Source organism: Burkholderia ubonensis (assembly GCF_001718695.1).
GTDB classification, from domain to species: domain Bacteria; phylum Pseudomonadota; class Gammaproteobacteria; order Burkholderiales; family Burkholderiaceae; genus Burkholderia; species Burkholderia ubonensis_B.
Genome location: NZ_CP013420.1, coordinates 2,791,881 through 2,813,019 on the forward strand (window position 1 = coordinate 2,791,881; position 21,139 = coordinate 2,813,019).

16 protein-coding genes and 1 pseudogene are annotated in these 21,139 nt (G+C 68.4%); 12 read left to right on the top strand and 5 right to left on the bottom strand.

What is annotated here, in order from left to right:
- Window positions 1–6: 6 nt before the first annotated feature.
- The 4 genes and pseudogenes from WJ35_RS12730 (at window position 7) to WJ35_RS12745 (ending at window position 6,661) form a co-directional block, all read left to right on the top strand.
- Window positions 7–1,149 carry an acyl-CoA dehydrogenase family protein gene (locus WJ35_RS12730; RefSeq protein ID WP_069239260.1) on the top strand — a complete coding sequence of 381 codons (1,143 nt, stop codon included), beginning with the start codon at window positions 7–9 and terminating at the stop codon, window positions 1,147–1,149.
- Between the two features lie 468 nt (window positions 1,150–1,617).
- Entirely contained in the window at window positions 1,618–2,907 is a 1,290-nt protein-coding gene (locus WJ35_RS12735; protein ID WP_060235928.1) for a dicarboxylate/amino acid:cation symporter, read from the top strand.
- A 344-nt stretch (window positions 2,908–3,251) separates the two neighbouring features.
- Window positions 3,252–5,224, top strand: a pseudogene (locus WJ35_RS12740) (sensor histidine kinase).
- Window positions 5,225–5,308: 84 nt separating this feature from the next.
- Window positions 5,309–6,661, top strand: coding sequence for a sigma-54-dependent transcriptional regulator (locus WJ35_RS12745; protein WP_010090573.1), 1,353 nt, complete (start codon window positions 5,309–5,311; stop codon window positions 6,659–6,661).
- A 109-nt stretch (window positions 6,662–6,770) separates the two neighbouring features.
- Here the strand turns inward: WJ35_RS12745 and WJ35_RS12750 are convergent, their stop codons facing one another.
- Window positions 6,771–7,307 carry a TlpA disulfide reductase family protein gene (locus WJ35_RS12750; protein ID WP_029226330.1) on the bottom strand — a complete coding sequence of 179 codons (537 nt, stop codon included), beginning with the start codon at window positions 7,305–7,307 and terminating at the stop codon, window positions 6,771–6,773.
- 172 nt (window positions 7,308–7,479) lie between these two features.
- Between WJ35_RS12750 and WJ35_RS12755 the strand changes: the two genes are divergently transcribed.
- The gene (locus WJ35_RS12755; RefSeq protein WP_060235933.1) at window positions 7,480–8,070 is read left to right on the top strand and encodes a hypothetical protein; all 591 of its coding nucleotides are present in this window, start codon (window positions 7,480–7,482) and stop codon (window positions 8,068–8,070) included.
- Between the two features lie 322 nt (window positions 8,071–8,392).
- Here WJ35_RS12755 and WJ35_RS12760 read toward each other — a convergent pair whose 3' ends face one another.
- Together WJ35_RS12760 and WJ35_RS12765 are read right to left on the bottom strand one after the other, a co-directional pair.
- On the bottom strand, window positions 8,393–10,105 hold the full coding sequence (locus WJ35_RS12760; protein WP_069239261.1) for a YifB family Mg chelatase-like AAA ATPase: 1,713 nt from the start codon (window positions 10,103–10,105) through the stop codon (window positions 8,393–8,395).
- A gap of 351 nt (window positions 10,106–10,456) precedes the next feature.
- Window positions 10,457–10,708, bottom strand: coding sequence for an accessory factor UbiK family protein (locus tag WJ35_RS12765; RefSeq protein ID WP_069239436.1), 252 nt, complete (start codon window positions 10,706–10,708; stop codon window positions 10,457–10,459).
- A gap of 357 nt (window positions 10,709–11,065) precedes the next feature.
- On the opposite strand from WJ35_RS12765, the gene WJ35_RS12770 reads away from it, so the two are divergent.
- The 7 genes from WJ35_RS12770 to ptsP all read left to right on the top strand — a co-directional run bounded on the left by WJ35_RS12770 (window position 11,066) and on the right by ptsP (window position 18,461).
- Window positions 11,066–11,404 carry a P-II family nitrogen regulator gene (locus WJ35_RS12770; RefSeq protein ID WP_006398175.1) on the top strand — a complete coding sequence of 113 codons (339 nt, stop codon included), beginning with the start codon at window positions 11,066–11,068 and terminating at the stop codon, window positions 11,402–11,404.
- A gap of 31 nt (window positions 11,405–11,435) precedes the next feature.
- Window positions 11,436–12,938 (top strand): ammonium transporter, encoded by a 1,503-nt coding sequence (locus tag WJ35_RS12775; protein WP_060235940.1) that lies wholly within the window; start codon window positions 11,436–11,438, stop codon window positions 12,936–12,938.
- A 241-nt stretch (window positions 12,939–13,179) separates the two neighbouring features.
- Window positions 13,180–14,469, top strand: coding sequence for a glutamate--cysteine ligase (gene gshA / locus WJ35_RS12780; RefSeq protein WP_042586394.1), 1,290 nt, complete (start codon window positions 13,180–13,182; stop codon window positions 14,467–14,469).
- A 36-nt stretch (window positions 14,470–14,505) separates the two neighbouring features.
- Complete coding sequence (gene gshB, locus WJ35_RS12785) at window positions 14,506–15,462, top strand: glutathione synthase (RefSeq protein ID WP_010090583.1); 957 nt, start codon at window positions 14,506–14,508, stop codon at window positions 15,460–15,462.
- A 212-nt stretch (window positions 15,463–15,674) separates the two neighbouring features.
- Window positions 15,675–16,145 carry a PTS sugar transporter subunit IIA gene (locus tag WJ35_RS12790; RefSeq protein ID WP_069239262.1) on the top strand — a complete coding sequence of 157 codons (471 nt, stop codon included), beginning with the start codon at window positions 15,675–15,677 and terminating at the stop codon, window positions 16,143–16,145.
- A 75-nt stretch (window positions 16,146–16,220) separates the two neighbouring features.
- Window positions 16,221–16,490 (top strand): HPr family phosphocarrier protein, encoded by a 270-nt coding sequence (locus WJ35_RS12795; protein WP_010090585.1) that lies wholly within the window; start codon window positions 16,221–16,223, stop codon window positions 16,488–16,490.
- 201 nt (window positions 16,491–16,691) lie between these two features.
- Window positions 16,692–18,461 carry a phosphoenolpyruvate--protein phosphotransferase gene (ptsP, locus tag WJ35_RS12800; RefSeq protein WP_060236051.1) on the top strand — a complete coding sequence of 590 codons (1,770 nt, stop codon included), beginning with the start codon at window positions 16,692–16,694 and terminating at the stop codon, window positions 18,459–18,461.
- Window positions 18,462–18,527: 66 nt separating this feature from the next.
- Here ptsP and WJ35_RS12805 read toward each other — a convergent pair whose 3' ends face one another.
- Together WJ35_RS12805 and WJ35_RS12810 are read right to left on the bottom strand one after the other, a co-directional pair.
- The gene (locus WJ35_RS12805; RefSeq protein ID WP_010090587.1) at window positions 18,528–19,280 is read right to left on the bottom strand and encodes a HesA/MoeB/ThiF family protein; all 753 of its coding nucleotides are present in this window, start codon (window positions 19,278–19,280) and stop codon (window positions 18,528–18,530) included.
- A gap of 181 nt (window positions 19,281–19,461) precedes the next feature.
- Window positions 19,462–21,009, bottom strand: a complete 1,548-nt coding sequence (locus WJ35_RS12810) for a S41 family peptidase (RefSeq protein WP_029226331.1) — start codon at window positions 21,007–21,009, stop codon at window positions 19,462–19,464.
- Window positions 21,010–21,139: the final 130 nt, after the last annotated feature.

Consider the following 21,139-nt stretch of genomic DNA (forward strand, 5'->3'; position numbering starts at 1 on the left):
ACGCTCATGGACTTTCGACATACCGAAGACCGCCGGATGCTGGCGGACACGCTGAACCGCTTCATCGGCGAACAGTACGCGTTCCCGGTGCGCGACCGCATCGCGCAGTCGGCGGCAGGCTTCGACCGGACGATGTGGGAACGCTTCGCCGAGCTCGGCGCGATCGGCGCGCTGTTTCCCGAAGCCGACGGCGGTTTCGGCGGCGCGGGCTTCGACATCGCGGTCGTGTTCGAATGCCTCGGGCGCGGGCTCGTCGTCGAGCCGTTCCTCGGCGCGCTGCTCGCGGGCCGCGCGCTCGCGCTGGCCGGCGGCGACGCGCATCGCGCGAAGCTCGCCGCGCTGATCGACGGCCGCGCGAGCGCCGCGTTCGCGCACGACGAGCCGGGCTCGCATTACGAGCTGACCACGGTGCGCACCCGTGCGGAACGGCACGGCGACGGCTGGGTGCTGACGGGCGCGAAGGGCGTCGTCGACCAGGCCGCGCAGGCGGCGTTCTTCATCGTCAGCGCGCGCACGGCCGGCAACGATGACGATGAAGACGGCATCGGCCTGTTCGTCGTGCCGGCCGATGCGCCGGGCGTGTCGCTGCGCGATTACCGGAAGATCGACGGCGGCCGCGCGGCGGAAGTGCGCTTCGACCGCGTCACGCTGCCGGCCGACGCCGCGCTCGGCGATCCGCAAGCGGATTCCGGAGCGGGCGCGGCGCTGCTCGAGCGCGTGCTCGGCTACGGGCTGCTCGCGCTGTCGGCCGAAGCGCTCGGCGCGATGGACGTCGCGAAGGAGCACACGCTGGACTACCTGCGCACGCGCAAGCAGTTCGGGCTGCCGATCGGCAGCTTCCAGGCGCTGCAGCACCGGATGGCCGACCTGCTGCTCGAAGTCGAGCAGGCGCGCTCGGCGGTGATCAACGCGGCCGCGCAGCTCGACGCGCCGCGCGCGGTGCGCGAACGCGCGCTCGCCGCGGCCAAGGTCAGCGTCGGCCGGATCGGCACGCTGGTCGCGGAGGAGAGCATCCAGCTGCACGGCGGGATCGGCATGACGTGGGAGCTGCCGCTGTCGCACTACGCGAAGCGCCTCGTGATGATCGATCACCAGCTCGGCGACGAGGATCACCATCTCGCGCGCTACATCGCGTTGTCGAAACGATGACGGCACGGCGCGTGGATCGAGACGACGGGCAGCCAGACGAAGCGCGCGCGCTGCCGCTCGCGGGCGTGAAGGTGTTCGATTTCCCGCCCGTGCTCGCGGGCCTCGCCGCCCGGCACTGAATCGTCCGACGAAACCGGAATCCGTCCGGATCGCCGGACGGATGTTTTCCGGAAATCCGGAATGCCGGATTTCCTTGCCTTCCGTATTATGAGAAATGCAATAAAAACAATGGCTTGACGGCTTGCGGAAGGCTGGCATCGACCTTGCGATATGGAATGCACGGCCGTCCACCGGCCCGACTATTACATCAAGGAGACAATCGATGACCACTGCCTTCCACCCCCTTCGGATGTCCTGAGGCATCGCTTGTTGCGGCACGGCAGCCGCGCGGGCGACGGACTTCCCCTGGCCTTCGCCCGCGCGCGTGACGCCGCTTCCCGGCTCATCTACCCTTCATCAGGAATCATCGTGAAGAAGAAACCGTTCTACAAAGTGCTCTACGTGCAGGTGATTTTCGCCATCGTCGTCGGCGTGATCCTCGGCCACTACTATCCGTCGCTCGCCACCGAGATGAAACCGCTCGGCGACGGCTTCATCAAGCTGATCAAGATGGTGATCGGGCCGATCATCTTCTGTACGGTCGTGACCGGCATCGCCGGGATGGAGGACATGAAGAAGGTCGGGCGCGTCGGCGGCAAGGCGCTGCTGTACTTCGAGGTCGTGTCGACCTTCGCGCTGGTGCTCGGCCTCGCGGCGACGCACATCCTGCGCCCGGGCGTCGGCTTCAACATCGATCCGGCCACGCTGAACGGCAAGGAAGTCGCGTCGTACGCGGCGAAGGCGCACGGGCAGTCGACGGTCGACTTCCTGATGCACATCATCCCGAACACGATGGTCGACGCGTTCGCGCAGGGCGAGATCCTGCAGATCCTGCTGGTTGCGCTGCTGTTCGGCAGCGTGCTCGCGCACCTCGGCGAGCGCGGCAAGGTCGTCACCGACTTCATCGACGGGATCACGCGCGTGCTGTTCGGCATCGTGCACATCGTCACGAAGCTCGCGCCGATCGGCGCGTTCGGCGCGATGGCGTTCACGATCGGCAAGTACGGCGTCGGCTCGCTGGTGCCGCTGCTCAAGCTGATCGGCACGTTCTACCTGACGTCGGTCGTGTTCGTGCTCGTCGTGCTCGGCACGATCGCGCGCATCACCGGCTTCTCGATCATCCGCTTCGTCGGCTACATCAAGGAAGAGCTGCTGATCGTGCTCGGCACGAGCTCGTCGGAAGCCGCGCTGCCGCAGCTGATGGAAAAGCTCGAGAAGGCCGGCTGCTCGCGCTCGGTCGTCGGCCTCGTCGTGCCGACCGGCTACTCGTTCAACCTCGACGGCACCAACATCTACATGACGATGGCCGTGCTGTTCATCGCGCAGGCGACCAACATCGAGCTGACCTGGATGCAGCAGCTCACGCTGCTCGCGGTCGCGATGCTGACGTCGAAGGGCGCGAGCGGCGTCACCGGCGCGGGCTTCATCACGCTGGCCGCGACGCTCGCCGTCGTGCCGACCATTCCGCTGTCGGGCATGGTGCTGATCCTCGGCATCGACCGCTTCATGAGCGAGTGCCGCGCGCTGACCAACATCATCGGCAACGGCGTCGCGACGGTCGTCGTGTCCGCGTGGGAGAAGGAGCTCGACCGCAACAAGCTGCGCCAGGCGATGAAGGGCGGCGGCGAAGTCGCCGCGACCGAGACGGCGGGCGTCTGACGCGATGAAGGAGCAGGCGGCGCTGCCCGCGGGCGGCGCGCTGCAAGCGGGCGGCAGGGCAGACGCGGACGTAGGGCCTGTTCACGCTCATAACGGGCTTGCGAACGTGCCTTGCCGGTCGGAGTGCAAGAAGGGAGGAGCGCCGTTTGGCCGAGCCAAACAAGCGACGACCGACGCCGCAATACGGCCGGCAAGGCACGTTCCCCTGATTTCTGAAATTCATTCGTGGGGCTGGCCGCCAGAAGGGCCGATCGCCGCGTCATGCTCCTTGCGAATACGTCCAGTATTCGCTGCGTCGCACATTCCTCGCGCTCGGCCCTTCTGGCGGCCAGCGCAAGCCCGTTATGAGCGTGAACAGGCCCTATGACACAATAGACGATCCGCATCGCCAGGAAGCCGTCACACCTTGAAGCGCCGCCTGCTCGTCCTCGTCGCGCTCGCCGCCGTGCTCGCCGCGGCGTGCGCGCTGACGTGGACCGTGACCTGGCAGCGCGGGGTCGGCGAACTGCAGCGCAATGCCGCGGTGCGCGTCGACCGCACGACCAACGCGCTGAAGAGCACCCTCGACCGCTACGAATCGCTGCCGTACCTGCTCGGCAGCCACCCGTACGTGCAGGAGCTGCTCGCCGAGCCGAAGCGTGCCGACTACGCCGCGCGCGCGAACCGCTACCTCGAAGACCTCAACCAGCACGCGCACGCGACCGTCACCTATCTCGTCGGCGCGGACGGCCTGTGCGTCGCCGCGAGCAACTGGCGCGCGCCCGACAGCTTCATCGGGATCGAATACCGTTTTCGCCCGTATTTCATCGACGCGATGAACGGCCGGGTCGGCCGCTTCTTCGGCATCGGCACGATCTCGCGCGACCCCGGCTACTACATCTCGCAGCCCGTGTGGCGCGACGGCCGGATCGTCGGCGTCGTCGTCGTGAAGCTCAACCTCGAATGGTTCCAGGGCGCCGACGCGTCCGAGCCGCTCGTCGTCGCCGACGATCACGGCGTCGTGTTCCTGTCGTCGGTGCCCGCGTGGAAATACCACACGCTCAAGCCGCTGGCGGGGCCCGTCGCCGCGTCGATCTTCGAGACCCGCCAGTACGCGCAGCAGCCGGTCACGCCGTTGCCGCTCAGGGTCGAGCAGGTGCTCGATCCCGATGCGCAGATCGTGCGGCTCGGGCCGGGCCGCCGCGCGCCGCGCTATCTGGCGACGCAGCGCCGCATCGGCGAGCCGGACTGGCTGCTCGTCACGCTCGCGCCGATCGCGCCGGTCGACGCCGACGCGCGCAACGCGACGATCGTCACCGGCTTCGGCTTCGTGTCGATTGCGCTGCTCGCGTTCTACTGGCGGATGCGCCGCGCGCGCGTGCGCGAGATGATCCGCGGCCGCGCGCTGCTGCAGCAGGCGTATGCGGAGCTGAACCGGCGCGTCGAGGAGCGCACGACCGACCTGTCGGAAGCGAACGCGCAGCTGCAGAAGGAGGTCGGCGAGCGGATTCGCGCCGAGCAGGACCTGCGCGCCGCGCACGACGAGCTGATCCAGGCGAGCAAGCTCGCCGCGCTCGGCCAGATGGCGGCGGGCATCACGCACGAGCTGAACCAGCCGCTCGCCGCGCTGCGCAGCTTTTCCGACAACACGCGCGTGCTGCTCGACCGCGGCGAGCAGGCGGCCGCGCGCGAGAACCTCGAGGCGATCGCCGCGCTCACCGAGCGGATGGGCAAGATCACCAACCAGTTGAAGCTGTTCGTCGGCCGCGCGCGGCCGCGCAACGAGCAGGCGCTCGTCGTGCGCGCGCTGCGCAGCGTGCTCGCGCTGCTCGGCGAACGGCTGCGCGGCGTCGAGCTGGTGCTGACGCTGCGGGATGACGCGGTGTCGCCCGCGCGGAACGCGCCGCTCGATCTCGCGAACGATCATCCGGAGCTCGTCGCGCGCTGCGAGGACCTGCGTCTCGAACAGGTGCTGATCAACCTGCTCGGCAACGCGCTCGACGCGGTCGCGGCGGGGGCCGCCCCTCGGACGGTCGCTCCACGGATCGACGTGGCGATCGAGGCGTCGGCCGCGACGCTCGCGATCCAGGTGCGCGACAACGGCCCGGGCATTGCCCCCGACCTGCTGCCGCGCCTGTTCGAGCCGTTCTTCACGACGAAGGAAATGGGGCGCGGGCTCGGCCTCGGGCTTGCGATCTCGTCGTCGATCGCGAGCGACGCGGGCGGCTCGCTGACCGCCCGCAACGCGCCGGGCGGCGGCGCGCTGTTCGTCTTGACGTTGCGGCGCGCCCGCACGCATCATCCGGACTCCGTGTCCGAGCGGACGGGCGCGCGCTAGCCGCCCGCGGCGCGCCGCGCGCCGAATCGACGGACAATCGGCGTGAACCGACCCGCGCCCGCCCATCAGGAGCAAGTGAGTACGATGGCCAACCGGCTGCAAGTGATCTATATCGAAGACGACGCGCTCGTGCGCCGCGCGAGCGTGCAGAGCCTCCAGCTGGCAGGCTTCGACGTGACCGGCTTCGAGTCGGCCGAGGCCGCCGAGAAGGCGATCGTCGCCGACGCCGCCGGCGTGATCGTCAGCGACATCCGCCTGCCCGGCGCGAGCGGGCTCGACCTGCTCGCGCAATGCCGCGAGCGCGTGCCCGACGTGCCGGTGATCCTCGTCACCGGCCACGGCGACATCTCGATGGCGGTGCAGGCGATGCGCGACGGCGCGTACGACTTCATCGAGAAGCCGTTCGCCGCCGAGCGGCTGATCGAGACCGTGCGGCGCGCGCTGGAGCGGCGCGAGCTGGTGCTCGAGAACCACGCGCTGCGCCGCGAGCTGGCCGGGCAGAACGTCGTCGCGCCGCGCATCATCGGCCGCAGCCCGGCGATCGAGCAGGTGCGCAAGCTGATCGCGAACGTCGCGCCGACCGATGCGTCGGTCCTCATCAACGGCGACACCGGCGCCGGCAAGGAGCTGATCGCGCGCAGCCTGCACGAGCTGTCGCCGCGCCGCGACAAGCCGTTCATCGCGGTGAACTGCGGCGCGCTGCCCGAGCCGATGTTCGAATCGGAGATGTTCGGCTACGAGCCCGGCGCGTTCACGGGCGCGGCGAAGCGCCGGGTCGGCAAGCTCGAATACGCGTCCGGCGGCACGCTGTTCCTCGACGAGATCGAAAGCATGCCGCTCGCGCTGCAGGTGAAGCTCCTGCGCGTGCTGCAGGACGGCGTGCTCGAGCGGCTCGGCTCGAACCAGCCGATCCGCGTGAACTGCCGGGTCGTCGCGGCCGCGAAGGGCGACATGAGCGAACTGGTCGCGGCCGGCACGTTCCGGCGCGACCTGCTGTACCGGCTCAACGTCGTGACGATCGCGCTGCCGCCGCTCGCCGAGCGCCGCGAGGACATCGTGCCGCTGTTCGAGCACTTCATGCTCGATGCGGCCGTGCGCTACGACCGCCCGGCGCCGGTGCTCACCGACCGGCAGCGCGCGAGCCTGATGCAGCGCGACTGGCCGGGCAACGTGCGCGAGCTGCGCAACGCGGCCGACCGGTTCGTGCTCGGCGTCGCCGACATGCCGCAGGACGCGGGCGCGGCGGGCGACGACGCGAACGAGCAGACGCTGAAGGAGCGGATCGAGGAGTTCGAGCGCGCGGTGATCGCCGAAGCGCTGAACCAGACGGGCGGCGCGGTCGCGGCGACCGCCGACCGGCTGCACGTCGGCAAGGCGACGCTTTACGAGAAGATGAAGCGCTACGGGCTGTCGGCGAAAGGCGATACAGACCGCTGAAACGAAAACGGACCGCGGAACCGGCGCTGTCCGGTCATGCGGTCCGTGTCGGGGCCTGCTTGCGGCGACGCGCGCATTGCGCGCCGGTCGGCCGGTATCGGGCGGGCGCTCAGGCCGCGTTGCCGAGCGCCTTCTTGAGCAGCGCGTCGAGCTCCGCGAACTGCGGCGCGCCGACATAGCGCTTCAGGATCTTGCCGTCCTTGTCGACGACGAAGGTCGTCGGCGTCAGCTGCACGTTGCCGAACTGCTTCGCGGCGCTGCCGTCGTCGAGCGCGACCTTGAACGGCAGCTGGCGCGTCTGCGCGTAGTTCGCGACGTACATCGGCGGATCGTAGTTCATCGCGACCGCGACGAATTCCAGACCCTGTCCCTTGAAGCGGTTGTAGGTCTCGACCATCTGCGGCATTTCCTGCATGCAGGTCGCGCAGCTCGTCGCCCAGAAGTTGACGAGGTAGACCTTGCCCTTCAGGTCGGACGCGGTCGAGATCTTCTGGCCCGACAGCAGCGTGAAGGTGGCGTCCGGCGCGCTGGACTTGCCGTTGAACGCGAAAAAGCCGGCCACGGCGATCGCGGCCACGACGACGGCGGCCGCGACGTAGCGCATCGGGCTGGCGCGGCGGCCCTGGGTGGGAGGCGTGGAGTTCATCTGCGGGGCTCTCGGAGTCGGTCGACGGTGCGGGAAATTGCGGTCGAAATTCGGGCGGTCGAAATTCGGCGATTATTTTAGCGCGAATGCGGGGTGCGCACCGGAGGCCGCCGCGCATCCGCGGATGGCCGTTCGACGCATAATGCACGCTTTGCCTGCTTCGATCCGCGTCATGCCGAAGGAACTTGCCGATTCGCTGCGTCCCCTTTTTCATTCCTTTCGTCGTTTTCGTCCGCTGCGGCAGTTCGCCGCAGTCGTCTGCGCGAGCGCCGCGCTGGCGGCGTGCTCGCCATCCTTCGACTGGCGCACGCTGCACAGCGACGCCGGCTACACGATCGACCTGCCCGCGAAGCCGACCGTCGAGGAACACGCGGTCGCGATCGGCGGCACGCCGATGAGGATGCGGATGCAGGCCGCGCACGTCGGCGGCGCGGTGTTCGCGGTCGGTACGGTGATGCTGCCCGACGACCGCGACGACACCCGGCGCGCGGTGCTCGACTACCTGCGCGCGGGCCTGTCCCGCAACCTCGAAGGCGCGCCGCAGACGGCCGCGGTGCCGGTGCCGCTCGCCGCGGGCGGCGCGGTGAACGGGCTCGAGCTGCGCGTCGCCGGCGCGGCAGCCGGGCCCGAGCGTGCCCGCAAGACGATCGTGGCGCGGCTCGTCGCGCGCGGCAAGCATGCGTACCAGGCGGTCGTGATCGCCGACGCGCCGCTTGCGCCGGAACAGCTCGACCAGTTCTTCGGCTCGTTGAAACTCGACTGAACACGGCGGGCGAGGGCGCCTCAGAGCGTCTTCGCCCACTGAAAGTTCCTTCGCAGCATTCGCCGCTAATCGCCGGATTTTGCTGGGCTTTTTCGGCTATCCACAGCGCGTGTGGATAACTTTGTTGAAAAGTTGACCGAATCTGCCGCCCGCCCGCGCCGGGCGGGCTTCCGGCCTGTTTGCACGGCGGCTTGCCATTCAAGAAAAGTCAATAAAAACAATGGCATGCGATTCGCGCATCGAGTATCGCCCGTCACGACGCAATCCGGGCCCGGATGCGTGGAATTGTGCATAAGTCAAGTCTTGACAGCCAATTTTGTCCTCAGGGCGCGCTCAGCGCGCGCCGGTAGCGGATCGCCTCGGCGATCTGCGCGGCGGTCGGCAGCGGGTCGCCGGCGAGATCGGCGATCGTCCGCGCGACCTTCAGCACCCGGTAATACGCCCGCGCGGACCAGCCGAACCGCTCGCCGGCCTCGCGCAGCAGGCGCTCGCCTTCGTCGGTCGGCCGGCACAGGTCGTCGGTCTCGCGGCCGGTCAGCATGTGATTGGTCTTGCCCTGGCGGTCGAGCTGCAGCGCGCGCGCCTGCGCGACCCGCGCGGCAACCGCGGCGCTCGGCTCGCCGGGGGCCGACGCCCGCGCGGAAAGCTCGGCCGGCGTGAGCGCAGGCAGGTCGATCTGGATGTCGATGCGGTCGAGCAGCGGCCCGGACAGCTTGCGCAGGTAGCGCGCGGCGACGTCCGGCGAGCAGCGGCAGCGGCCGGACGGGTCGCCGTGCCAGCCGCACGGGCACGGATTCATCGCCGCGATCAACTGGCACGCGGCAGGGAAATCCGCCTGCATCGCGACGCGGGAAATCGTGATGCGGCCCGCTTCGAGCGGCTCGCGCAGCATTTCCAGCACGTGCCGGTCGAACTCCGGCAGCTCGTCGAGGAACAGCACGCCGAGGTGCGCGAGCGTGATTTCGCCCGGCTGCGGCGGATTGCGGCCGCCGACGAGCGCCGCGGCGCTCGACGAATGATGCGGCGTGCGAAACGGCCGCTGCCGCCACTGCGCGGGCGAGAAGCCGACGCGGCTCGCCGACAGCAGCGCGGCCGACATGAGCGCCTCGTCGTCGGTCAGCGGCGGCAGCAGCCCCGGCAGCCGGGCGGCCAGCATCGACTTGCCCGCACCGGGCGGCCCGACCATCAGCATGTGATGCCCGCCCGCGGCGGCGACTTCGAGCGCCCGCCGCGCGCCGCGCTGGCCGATCACGTCGGCGAGGTCGGGCGCGGCCGGTGCCGGCAAGCCGTCGACGCACGGCGCCGCGACCGGCACGAGTCGCGCGTCGGGCGCACCGGAGAGGTGCGCGCACAGCGCGGGGAGGTCGGGCGCGCCGAATACGGTCACGCCCGGCACGAGCGCGGCTTCGGCGGCGCTGTCGAGCGGCAGGTAAAGCTCCGGCGCTCGCGCGTGGGGTTCGGGTGCGGTATTGGCGGCGGAGTTTGAGTCGGAGCCTGAGCAGGCGCCTGTGCCGAAGCCGGCACCGGAGCCGGAGCCAGAGCCAGAGCCAGAGCCAGAGCCAGAGCCAGAGCCAGAGCCAGAGCCAGAGCCAGAGCCAGAGCCAGAGCCGAAACCATCGCGGGTTGCGTCGGCGCGTCCGTCGCGCGCCGTGCCGCACGCCATCGCGAACGCGCCGCGCATCGGCCGCAGCGCGCCGGTCAGCGACAGTTCGCCGGCGAATTCGCGGCCGACCAGCGCGTCGGCCGGAATCTGGCCGTTCGCGGCGAGGATGCCGAGCGCGATCGGCAGGTCGAAGCGGCCCGATTCCTTCGGCAGGTCGGCGGGCGCGAGATTGACGGTGATGCGGCGGACCGGAAATTCGAATCCGCAGTTCTGCAGCGCGGCGCGCACGCGCTCGCGGCTTTCGCGGACTTCGAGATCGGGCAGGCCGACGATCGAGAACGACGGCAGGCCGTTGGCGAGATGGACTTCGACGGTGACGTCCGGCGCGCGGCCGGCCGCCGGGGCGCGGCTGCGCACCACGGCAAGCGACATGGCGAGGCTCCTGTGTATGAATCGGACGGCTACGGGCGTGCGAGGCCGCCTGCCTTCGGAAATCGGAGAGTCAGGGCGCGCTTGCCGGCGTGGCGCGGAAAAAAACGATGAACTGCGAAGAACGAAGGACGGCGAAGAGCGAGGGACAGCGAAGAACGAAGGACGGCGAAGAGCGAAGGACGGCGAAGAGCGACGAACAGCGAAGATCTAAGGCCAGCAGAACCCGACGAACAGCATAGGACAGCGAACAGCAGGCAGTGCAAACCTCCCCGGACCGCTCGCCGGTGCTACCGGCGCGGGCGAGCGCCACGCGAAGCGGCCCGCGCCCGGCCGGTCAGCCGGTGCGGCGCGTCAGTCCTGCGACGCCGCGAGCCTCGACTCGAGTTCCGCGACGCGCTTTTCCAGTTCCTCGAGACGCACGCGGGTGCGGGCGAGCACCTGCGCCTGCGTGTCGAACTCCTCGCGGGTGACGAGATCGAGCTTCGAGAAGCCTTGCGACAGCATGGCCTTCACGTTGCGCTCGACATCCTTGGCCGGCGAGTTTTTCAGCAGGTCGCTGACGCGCGACTGCAGATCGTGGAAAACGTCGCTGGGTTGTTTCATGTGATTCCCCTTCATTGCACAAAAAATGTGCATCTTCAGTTGCATACGTGCCCATGAAGCACGCATGACCGGAAATGGTGCGCGTCGCGCGCGATTTCCGGGCACGGCGCCCGCATGGGTGAAAGTCCCTGCATCCCGGGACGTGCGTGCACTCTAGCAACGATCCTTTCGGTGCGCCAGCAAACCGCGCCACGTTGGCCATTCGGCCGGGCTCGCGGACCTTTCAACGGCTGGTGCGACCCCGCTCCGGAGCCGTTCGAACCGGCGCTCACGCAAACATGGCATGCGAGTTGCTGAGGAGAGAACCGTTACAACATTCCAAACCAATTCGACGGGACAACCCAGCGAGAGGACTTCATGAAACTCATTACCGCAATCATCAAGCCGTTCAAGCTCGATGAGACGCGCGAGGCGCTCTCCGCCCTCGGCGTCTCCGGCATCACGGTGACGGAGGTGAAAGGGTTCGGCCGCCAGAAAGGGCACACCGAACTGTACCGGGGCGCCGAATACGTGGTCGATTTCCTGCCGAAGATGAAGATCGAGGCGGCCGTGTCCGACGATCTCGTCGACCAAGCGGTGGAAGCGATCGAGCGGGCCGCGCGCACCGGCAAGATCGGCGACGGCAAGATCTTCGTCACGCCGATCGAGCAGGTGATCCGGATCCGCACCGGGGAGACGGGCGCGGACGCGCTGTAACAGACAGACGAGCGACAAGAGGAAAACCAAGATGCGCAAACTTCTGATGACCCTGCTGATGGCCGGCTCGCTGATCGCGGCCGGCGTTGGCCCCGCGCTCGCGGACGACGCGGCATCGGCCGCTTCCGCGCCGGCTGCGTCGGCTCCGGCCGACGCTTCGGCCGCTGCCGCCGCTCCGGCTGCGTCCGAGGCCGCCGCTTCGGGCGCCACCGCCGCTGCCGCGCCGGCTTCGGGCGCCGAGGCATCGGCCGCCGCCGCCGCGTCGGCCCCGGCCGCGCCTGCCGCGCCGACCGCGCCGTTCTCGGTCGATTCGTCGAAGATCAGCGCGGGCGACACCGCGTGGATGCTGACGTCCACCGCGCTCGTGCTGTTCATGACGGTCCCGGGCCTCGCGCTGTTCTACGCGGGCATGGTCCGCAAGAAGAACGTGCTCGCGACCGTGATGCAGAGCTTCGCGATTACCGCGCTGATCACGGTGCTCTGGACAGTGGTCGGCTACAGCCTCGCGTTCACGCCGGGCAACGGCTTCATCGGCGGCCTGTCGCGCGTGTTCCTGCACGGGATGAACTACATCAAGGGCGACAAGGCGACGACGCTGACCGTCAGCCATCTGGCGACGACGATTCCGGAATCGGTCTACTTCGTCTACCAGATGACGTTCGCGATCATCACGCCGGCGCTGATCTGCGGCGCGTTCGCCGACCGCATGAAGTTCTCGGCGATGCTCGTGTTCATGACGCTCTGGTCGCTGATCGTCTATGTGCCGATCGCGCACATGGTGTGGGAGCCGACCGGCTGGCTGTCGGCCGACGGCGTGCTCGACTTCGCGGGCGGCACGGTGGTGCACATCAACGCCGGCATCGCGGGCCTGATGTCGTGCCTCGTGCTCGGCAAGCGCGTCGGCTACGGCCGCGAATCGATGGCGCCGCACAACCTGGTGCTGACGATGATCGGCGGCTCGATGCTGTGGGTCGGCTGGTTCGGCTTCAACGCGGGTTCGGCGGTCGCGGCCGACGGCCGTGCCGGCTTCGCGATGCTGACGACGCAAGTGGCGACGGCCTGCGCGGCGCTCGGCTGGATGTTTGCCGAGTGGATCGCGAAGGGCAAGCCGTCGGTGCTCGGCATCGTGTCGGGCGCGGTCGCGGGTCTCGTGGCGATCACGCCGGCCGCCGGCTTCGTCGGCGTGGCGGGCGCGCTCGCGATCGGCATCGCGGCGGGCGTGATCTGCTTCTGGTCGGCGACGTGGCTCAAGTCGAAGCTCGGCTACGACGATTCGCTCGATGCGTTCGGCGTGCACGGCGTGGGCGGGGTTCTCGGCGCGCTGCTGACGGGCGTGTTCGCGGTCAAGGACATCGGCGGCTTCGACGGCAGCCTGCTGCTGCAGGCCAAGGGCGTGCTGATCACGCTGGTCTACAGCGGCGTGCTGAGCTTCGTGCTGCTGAAGCTGATCGACCTGACGATTGGCCTGCGCGTGACGGAAGAGGAAGAACGCGAAGGCCTCGACGTGATCCTGCACGGCGAGCACGTCGAATAAGCCGGAACGATGGACGGCGGGCGGCCGCGACGCCGCCCCCGCTACGAATGAGCGCAGCGACTTCGGCCCGCCTTCCCGGCGGGTTTTTTTCTCCTGCGACGGCGCCCGGCAGCGGATAACCCTGCGCGCTATCGGGTCAATAGCCAGAAACTTCCTCCAAATCCTTGCGATTCCGGGAACAATCCCCAAATGGGCAATGCAATTGCTCTACAATCTTCATTCTCCCGCTCGCGAGTGATTCATGGTTCCCCACCTCGTTACGGCGTTAAACGGTCCGCTGCTTGAACTCGAGCAGAAGATCCTCGACGCCACGCCTGCGATCGAACGCTGGTTCAGGCTCGAATGGCAGGAGCACACGCCGCCGTTCTACTGTTCGGTCGACCTGCGCAACGCCGGCTTCAAGCTGGCGCCCGTCGACGCCAACCTGTTTCCCGGCGGCTTCAACAACCTCCCGTCCGAAGTGCTGCCGCTCGCCGTGCAGGCGGCGATGGCCGCGATCGAGAAGATCTGCCCGGACGCGAAGAACCTGCTCGTGATTCCCGAGCTGCCGACCCGCAACGCGTTCTATCTGGAAAACGTCGCGCGGCTCGCGACGATCATGCGCCAGGCCGGCCTCAACGTGCGCTTCGGCTCGCTCGACCCGAGCATCACCGACATCACGCCGATCACGCTCGCCGACGGCCAGAAGATCGTGCTGGAGCCGCTCGAGCGCACGCCGCGCCGGCTCGGCCTGAAGAATTTCGACCCGTGCTCGATCCTGCTGAACAACGACCTGTCGGCCGGCATCCCGCCCGTGCTGGAAAACCTGCACGAGCAGTACCTGCTGCCGCCGCTGCACGCGGCCTGGGCGGTGCGCCGCAAGTCGACGCACTTCTCGTGCTACGACGACGTCGCGAAGAAGTTCGCGAAGATGGTCGGCGTCGATCCGTGGATGGTGAATCCGTATTTTGCGCACGTCGAGGGCGTCGACTGGCAGGGGCATGAAGGCGACCAGGCGCTCGCCGACGCGATCGACGGCGTGCTGAAGAAGATCGCGCGCAAGTATCGCGAGTACGGCATCAGCGAGAAGCCGTACGTCGTCGTGAAGGCCGATGCCGGCACCGCCGGGCGCGGCGTGATGACCGTGCACGACGCGGCCGAGATCGGCCGGATGTCGAAGGCCGAGCGCGCGCAGATGGCCGAGTCGAAGGCCGGGGTCGCGGTGCGCGACGTGATCGTGCAGGAAGGCGTGTACACGTTCGAGCGGATCGGCGACGAGGTCGCGGAGCCGGTCGTCTACATGATCGACCGCTACGTGGTCGGCGGCTTCTACCGCACGCACGGCGGCCGCGAGCGCGACCAGAACCTGAACGCGCCGGGCATGCACTACGTGCCGCTCGGCTTCGAGCACACCGCGCTGCCGGATGCCGGCGCCAAGCCGGGCGCCGCGCCGCCGAACCGGTTCTACATGTACGGCGTCGTCGCGCGGCTGTCGCTGATCGCGTCGTCGATCGAACTGGAAAAGACCGATCCGGAAGCCATCCAGGTGTAACGGCCGCGCTGCCGGCACCGCAAAGACAGGACCCGCATGGACATTCTCTTTATCGCCGACCCGCTCGAGCGCTTCAAGATCTACAAGGATTCGACCTACGCGATGATGGCGGAGGCCGCGCGGCGCGGGCATGCGATCTACGCGTGCGAGCCGCACCAGCTCGCGTGGACGGGGTCGGGCGTCGAGGCGGACGTGCGGCGCGTGACGATCGTCGGCGACGCGGCCGACCTGCACCGTCATCCGTGGCACGAGGCGGCCGCGCACGCGTCGCGCCTGCTGACGTCGTTCGACGCGGTGCTGATGCGCAAGGACCCGCCGTTCGACATGGAGTACGTGACGGCCACGTGGATGCTCGAGGTGGCCGAGCGCGCCGGCGCGCGCGTGTTCAACAAGCCGCAGGCGATCCGCGATCATTCGGAGAAGCTCGCGATCGGCGAATTCCCGCAGTTCGTCGCGCCGACGCTCGTCACTCGCGATGCCGCGCGGCTGCGCGCATTCCACGCCGAGCACGGCGACGTGATCGTGAAGCCGCTCGACGGCATGGGCGGGATGGGCGTGTTCCGCGTGAAGGCGGACGGGATGAATCTCGGCTCGATCATCGAGATGCTCGGCCACGACGGCACGCGTTCGCTGATGATCCAGAAGTTCATCCCCGAGATCAAGGCGGGGGACAAGCGCATCCTGCTGATCGCGGGCGAGCCCGTGCCGTATTCGCTCGCGCGGATTCCGCAGGGCAGCGAGGTGCGCGGCAATCTCGCGGCGGGCGGCGTCGGCGTCGCGCAGCCGCTCACCGCGCGCGATCGCGAGATCGCCGAAACGCTCGGTCCGGTGCTGGCCGCACGCGGCCTGCTGCTGGTCGGACTCGACGCGATCGGCGACTGGCTGACCGAAGTGAACGTGACGAGCCCCACGTGCTTTCGCGAGATCATGGAGCAGACGGGCTTCGACGTCGCCGCGATGTTCGTCGACGCGCTGGAGCGCGCGGCCGCGTAGCCCGCTTTCGCGCGCAATCCCGGCGGCGGCCGCGCAGGTCCACCGCTGCCGGAGCGGTTCGACCGGCCTGCTACAATGCCCGCTCGCCCGGCGCCGCGATTCGACGCGCCGCAGGCCCGGCGGCCGGGCCGAACCGTTGCAAGGCTTGAACATGACACGTTTTCCCCACTCGCTATGCTCGTTGCCCCGCCACGGGGCGGAGGCAGTCTGACATGGCAGGGATTCTGATCATCGCGCATGCCCCGCTCGCGACCGCGCTGCGGGACTGCATCGCGCACATCTACGGCGGCGTGCCCGCGCGCATCGGCTGCATCGACGTGCAGGCGGACAGCGATCCCGTCCAGGTGATGGCGTTCGCGCACGCGGAGCTCGCGCGGCTCAAGGAAGAAAACGGCGCAATCGTGCTGACCGACATGTACGGCGCGACGCCTGCGAACATCGCCGGCCAGCTCGCGAAGGTCACGGACGTGCGGGTGCTGGCGGGCGCCAACCTGCCGATGCTGGTGCGTGCGGTCTGCTACCGCACGCTGCCGCTCGACAAGCTCGTCGACAAGGCGCTGTCCGGCGGCGCGAAAGGCGTCCACGAAGTCGCGGCGGGCACGCCGCCGCCGCCGTCCGAAGTCGGCTGCGGGCAGTGCGCGCCGATTCCGCCGGAGCCGCAGCCGCGCACGGAATCGCACTGACGCCCCGTATTCACGTTTTAGACTGACCCGCCGACGGCACGTCGCCGGCGGCCTCGACCGACCCGACCGAGAACCATGCTTCAACAAGAAACCACCATCGTCAATAAATTGGGGCTGCATGCGCGCGCATCGGCCAAGCTCACGCAACTGGCCGGCAATTTCCAGTCCGAAGTCTGGATGTCGCGCAACGGGCGCAAGATCAACGCGAAAAGCATCATGGGCGTGATGATGCTCGCGGCGGGCATCGGCAGCACGGTCACGATCGAGACCGAAGGGCCGGACGAGAATGAAGCGATGGACGCGCTGCTCAAGCTGATCGCCGACAAGTTCGGCGAAGGGCAGTGACCCGCAGCACGGAATCGTTGCCGTTTCCAGTGAGAATGCCGCGTCTATCGCGGCATTTTTTTCGCAGGCACGATTGATGCGATCCGCGCAATGCTGCGCTGCACGCAGTCAGCGGCCACGTGCGGAATTTATAATCGCTATCGGGGTCATAAGCGCATCGCAGCGGTGCGCCGCGGCTGTTCATGTAAAGAGGAGGTGCGCGTGTCGTTCACGCTGCATGGCATTCCCGTCTCACGTGGTATCGCGATCGGTCGTGCGTATCTGATCGCGCCGGCGGCGCTCGACGTCGCCCATTACCTGATCGAGGCGAATCAGATCGACGCCGAGGTCGAGCGCTTCCGTTCGGCGCTCGCAGCCGTGCATCGCGAGCTCGACGCGCTTCGCGCGGACCTGACCGACGATACCCCGACCGAAGTTGCCGCGTTCATCGACGTGCACGCGATGATCCTGAGCGACGCGATGCTCGTGCAGGAAACCATCGACCTGATCCGCACGCGCCGCTACAACGTCGAATGGGCGCTGACCGAGCAGCTCGACCTGCTCACGCGTCATTTCGACGACATCGAGGATGAATACCTGCGCGAACGCAAGGCCGACATCGAGCAGGTGGTCGAGCGCGTGCTGAAGGCGCTCGCGGGCGCGCCGTCCGCGTCGCAGGCGCTCGACGGCGCCGCGAAGTCCGGCACCGACGAGATGATCGTCGTCGCGCACGACATCGCGCCGGCCGACATGATGCAGTTCAAGAGCCAGTCGTTCCAGGCGTTCGTCACCGATCTCGGCGGGCGCACGTCGCATACGGCGATCGTCGCGCGCAGCCTCGGCATTCCGGCCGCGGTCGGCGTGCAGCACGCGAGCACGCTGATCCGCCAGGACGACCTGATCATCGTCGACGGCGACCAGGGCATCGTGATCGTCGACCCGGCGCCGATCGTCCTCGAGGAATATTCGTACCGCCAGTCCGAGATGGCGCTCGAGCAACGCAAGCTGCAGCGTCTCAAGTTCTCGCCGACGCAAACGTTATGCGGCACCAAGATCGACCTGTGCGCGAACATCGAGCTGCCCGACGACGCGAAAGCGGCGGTCGAGGCGGGCGCGGTCGGCGTCGGGCTGTTCCGCTCCGAATTCCTGTTCATGCACCAGAAGGCGATGCCGGAGGAAGAGGAGCAGTTCGCCGCGTACAAGCGCGCGGTCGAATGGATGAAGGGCATGCCGGTGACGATCCGCACGATCGACGTCGGCGCCGACAAGCCGCTCGAAGCGCTCGATGAAGGCTACGAGACCGCGCCGAACCCGGCGCTCGGCCTGCGCGCGATCCGCTGGAGCCTGTCCGAGCCGCAGATGTTCCTCACGCAGCTGCGCGCGATCCTGCGCGCGTCCGCGTTCGGGCAGGTGAAGATCCTGATCCCGATGCTCGCGCACGCGCAGGAGATCGACCAGACGCTCGACCTGATCCGCGAGGCGAAGCGCCAGCTCGACGACGCGGGCCTCGCCTACGATCCGAACGTGCGGGTCGGCGCGATGATCGAGATTCCGGCCGCGGCGATCGCGTTGCCGCTGTTCCTGAAGCGTTTCGATTTCCTGTCGATCGGGACCAACGACCTGATCCAGTACACGCTCGCGATCGATCGCGCGGACAACGCGGTCGCGCATCTGTACGACCCGCTGCATCCGGCGGTGCTGCACCTGATCGCGTACACGCTGCGCGAAGCGAAGCGCGCCGGGGTGCCGGTGTCGGTGTGCGGGGAGATGGCGGGCGATCCGGCACTGACGCGCCTCTTGCTCGGCATGGGGCTCACCGAGTTCTCGATGCATCCGAGCCAGTTGCTCGTCGTCAAGCAGGAGATCCTGCGCGCGCACCTGAAGGCGCTCGAAAAGCCGACGGCCGACGTGCTCGCGGCGTTCGAGCCTGAGGAGGTGCAGTCGGCGCTGCAGCGCCTGTCGACCGCCGAGCCGCACGCGGACGCGGCCTAGGGCGTGAACACGCCCTTCTAGCCGGTTTCATGCCCACGTTCCCGCACGCGGGGCGTGGGCCGCGCGTCAGTGCCGCCCGCCGCACACCGGGCAGTCCGGCTGGCGCGCGATCTTCATCGTCGTCCATTCCATCCGCAGCGCATCGAGCATCATCAGCCGGCCGTTCAGCGTCGCGCCGATGCCGCCGATCACGCGCAGCGCCTCGGCGGCCTGCATCGCGCCGATGATGCCGACCGTCGGCGCGAACACGCCCATCGTCGCGCACGCGACTTCCTCGAACGGCTGGTCCTCCGGAAACACGCATGCGTAGCAGGGCGCGTCGGCGCGCCGGAAGTCGAACGTGCTGATCTGGCCGTCGAAGCGCAGCGCCGCGCCCGATACGAGCGGCACGCGGTGCGCGACGCACGCGCGGTTGATCGCATGGCGGGTCGCGAAATTGTCGGTGCAGTCGAGCACGACGCTCGCCTGCGGCACATGCGCGTCGAGCCACGCGCCGTCGACGCGCTCGGCGACCGCGTGCACGGTCACGTCGGGGTTGAGCTGCGCGAGCGTGTCGCGCCCCGACTCCACCTTCCTGCGGCCGACCGATGCGGTCACGTGCAGGATCTGCCGCTGCAGGTTCGTGAGATCGACCGTGTCCGCGTCGACGAGCGTGATCGTGCCGACGCCGGACGCCGCGAGATACATCGCGGCGGGCGAGCCGAGCCCGCCCGCGCCGACGACGATCGCGTGCGCGTCGAGAAAGCGCTGCTGCGCTTCGATGCCGATTTCGTCGACGAGGATGTGGCGGGAGTAGCGGAGAAGTTGATCGTCGTTCATGAGCGGAGGGCGGGCAGAAAGCGGGGCGGACCTGCTTATTCTAGGGCCTGCTGGCACGGGCGGCGGGCAGGCGAACGGGCTGTGCCGGCCTGGGCGGCATCGATCTGTGCGCGGCGGCGCGCCCAAACGAAACGGGCCATCGCGGGGTTGCCGCGATGGCCCGTCGGGTGCCGGCCGGCGCTTACTGCGGCGCCGACGCGGGCTTCGGCGCGGACGCCGGCTTGGCGGCGGACGCCTTCGGCGCCGGCTTCGCAGCCGACTTGCCGGCCGGGGCCTGCGTGCTCTCGGCGAGCAGCGACTTCGAGGCCTGCACCGGCTTGCCTTCGAGCTTCGCGAGCGCCTGCTGCATCATGAAGTCTTCCGTGCTGCCGAACTCGATCGGCTTGCGATCGCGGTCCTTCTGGCGCTGCTCCGGCGTCTTCTTGTCGTTCTGCTCCTCGAGAATGCGGAGCTGGTCCATCCGGCGCTGCTCGCGCTCTTCCTGCTCCTTCTTCTCGTTCGGGTCCTGCGTGTTCGCGAGGTGGTTCGTGTAGTCGACCTCGCGCGTCACGAGCGCGTCGTCCGGATCGCCGTCCGCGTACTGGTCGACCGGCACGTCCGGCGTGATGCCCTTGTTCTGGATCGAGCGGCCGCTCGGCGTGTAGTAGTAGGCGGTCGTCAGGCGCAGCGCGGTGTCGGCCGTCATCGGGCGGACCGTCTGCACCGAGCCCTTGCCGAACGTCGTCTTGCCCATGATGGTCGCGCGCTTCGAATCCTGCAGCGCGCCCGCGACGATTTCCGACGCGGAGGCCGAATACGCATTCGTCAGCACGACGATCGGCACGGTCTTGAAGACCGGCGGCAGGCTCTTCAGCGGATCGCCGTCGAACGACGGCAGGCGGTAATTGTCGTAGGTGTCGCGATAGACCTGCTTCGAATCCGGGATCTGGCCGTTGGTTGACACGACGACGGAATCCGGCGGCAGGAACGCGCCCGCGACGCCGACCGCGCTCTGCAGCAGGCCGCCGCCGTTGTTGCGCAGATCGAGGATCAGGCCCTTGACGTTCGGCTGCTGGCGCGCGATGTCCTGCAGCCTTGCCGCGAGGTCGGGCGTCGTGCGCTCCTGGAAGCTCGTGATGCGGATGTACGCGTAGCCCGGGTCGAGCATCTTCAGCTTCACGCTCTGCACGCGGATCACCGCACGCGTGACCGTGATCGGGAACGTGCGGTCATCGCTCTTGCGGAAGATCGTCAGCGTGACCTTGGTGCCCGGCTCGCCGCGCATCTGCTTGACCGCCTTGTCGAGCGTCATGCCGCGCACCGGCTTGTCGTTGATGCGGGTGATCAGGTCGCCCGGACGGATGCCGGCGCGAAACGCCGGGGTGTCCTCGATCGGGGAGATCACCTTGACGAGGCCGTCTTCCTGCGAGATCTCGATGCCGAGACCCGCGAAGCGGCCCTTCGTCTGCTCCTGCAGCTCCTCGTAGTCGGTCTTGTCGAGGAACGACGAGTGCGGGTCGAGGCTCGACACCATGCCCTTGATCGCCGCCGTCAGCAGCTTCTTGTCGTCGACCGGCTCGACGTACTCGCGCTTGATCTGGCCGAACACCTCGGCGAACAGGCGCAGCTGGTCGAGCGGAAGCGGCGCCGTGACGGTCTGCTCGGCCGACGCGGAGATTTGCAGCGTGGCGAACACGCCCGTGGCAAGGCCCGCGGCAATCAGGCCGATGTTCTTCAATTTCATACGCATAGAGATCTGGTGCGGTCGGGGAGCGCGTGGCGGTAGCGGAGATCGAGCGGACAAGTATAACTGTTCGTCCGGCGGGGCAGTGGAAAGGACCGAAACCGGTTCGACCGTGCCCGGGCGAAGAGGTTCGCGC

Excerpts from the sequence above, each read along its gene's own strand:
- WJ35_RS12770 (WP_006398175.1), top strand. The coding sequence starts at position 11,066 with ATGAAACTCATTACCGCAATCATCAAGCCGTTCAAGCTCGATGAGACG.
- WJ35_RS12765 (WP_069239436.1), bottom strand. The coding sequence starts at position 10,708 with ATGAAACAACCCAGCGACGTTTTCCACGATCTGCAGTCGCGCGTCAGC.
- WJ35_RS12750 (WP_029226330.1), bottom strand. The coding sequence starts at position 7,307 with ATGAACTCCACGCCTCCCACCCAGGGCCGCCGCGCCAGCCCGATGCGC.
- WJ35_RS12730 (WP_069239260.1), top strand. The coding sequence starts at position 7 with ATGGACTTTCGACATACCGAAGACCGCCGGATGCTGGCGGACACGCTG.
- gshA (WP_042586394.1), top strand. The coding sequence starts at position 13,180 with ATGGTTCCCCACCTCGTTACGGCGTTAAACGGTCCGCTGCTTGAACTC.
- WJ35_RS12760 (WP_069239261.1), bottom strand. The coding sequence starts at position 10,105 with ATGTCGCTTGCCGTGGTGCGCAGCCGCGCCCCGGCGGCCGGCCGCGCG.
- WJ35_RS12775 (WP_060235940.1), top strand. The coding sequence starts at position 11,436 with ATGCGCAAACTTCTGATGACCCTGCTGATGGCCGGCTCGCTGATCGCG.
- gshB (WP_010090583.1), top strand. The coding sequence starts at position 14,506 with ATGGACATTCTCTTTATCGCCGACCCGCTCGAGCGCTTCAAGATCTAC.
- WJ35_RS12795 (WP_010090585.1), top strand. The coding sequence starts at position 16,221 with ATGCTTCAACAAGAAACCACCATCGTCAATAAATTGGGGCTGCATGCG.
- WJ35_RS12745 (WP_010090573.1), top strand. The coding sequence starts at position 5,309 with ATGGCCAACCGGCTGCAAGTGATCTATATCGAAGACGACGCGCTCGTG.
- WJ35_RS12805 (WP_010090587.1), bottom strand. The coding sequence starts at position 19,280 with ATGAACGACGATCAACTTCTCCGCTACTCCCGCCACATCCTCGTCGAC.
- WJ35_RS12810 (WP_029226331.1), bottom strand. The coding sequence starts at position 21,009 with ATGCGTATGAAATTGAAGAACATCGGCCTGATTGCCGCGGGCCTTGCC.
- WJ35_RS12755 (WP_060235933.1), top strand. The coding sequence starts at position 7,480 with ATGCCGAAGGAACTTGCCGATTCGCTGCGTCCCCTTTTTCATTCCTTT.
- WJ35_RS12790 (WP_069239262.1), top strand. The coding sequence starts at position 15,675 with ATGGCAGGGATTCTGATCATCGCGCATGCCCCGCTCGCGACCGCGCTG.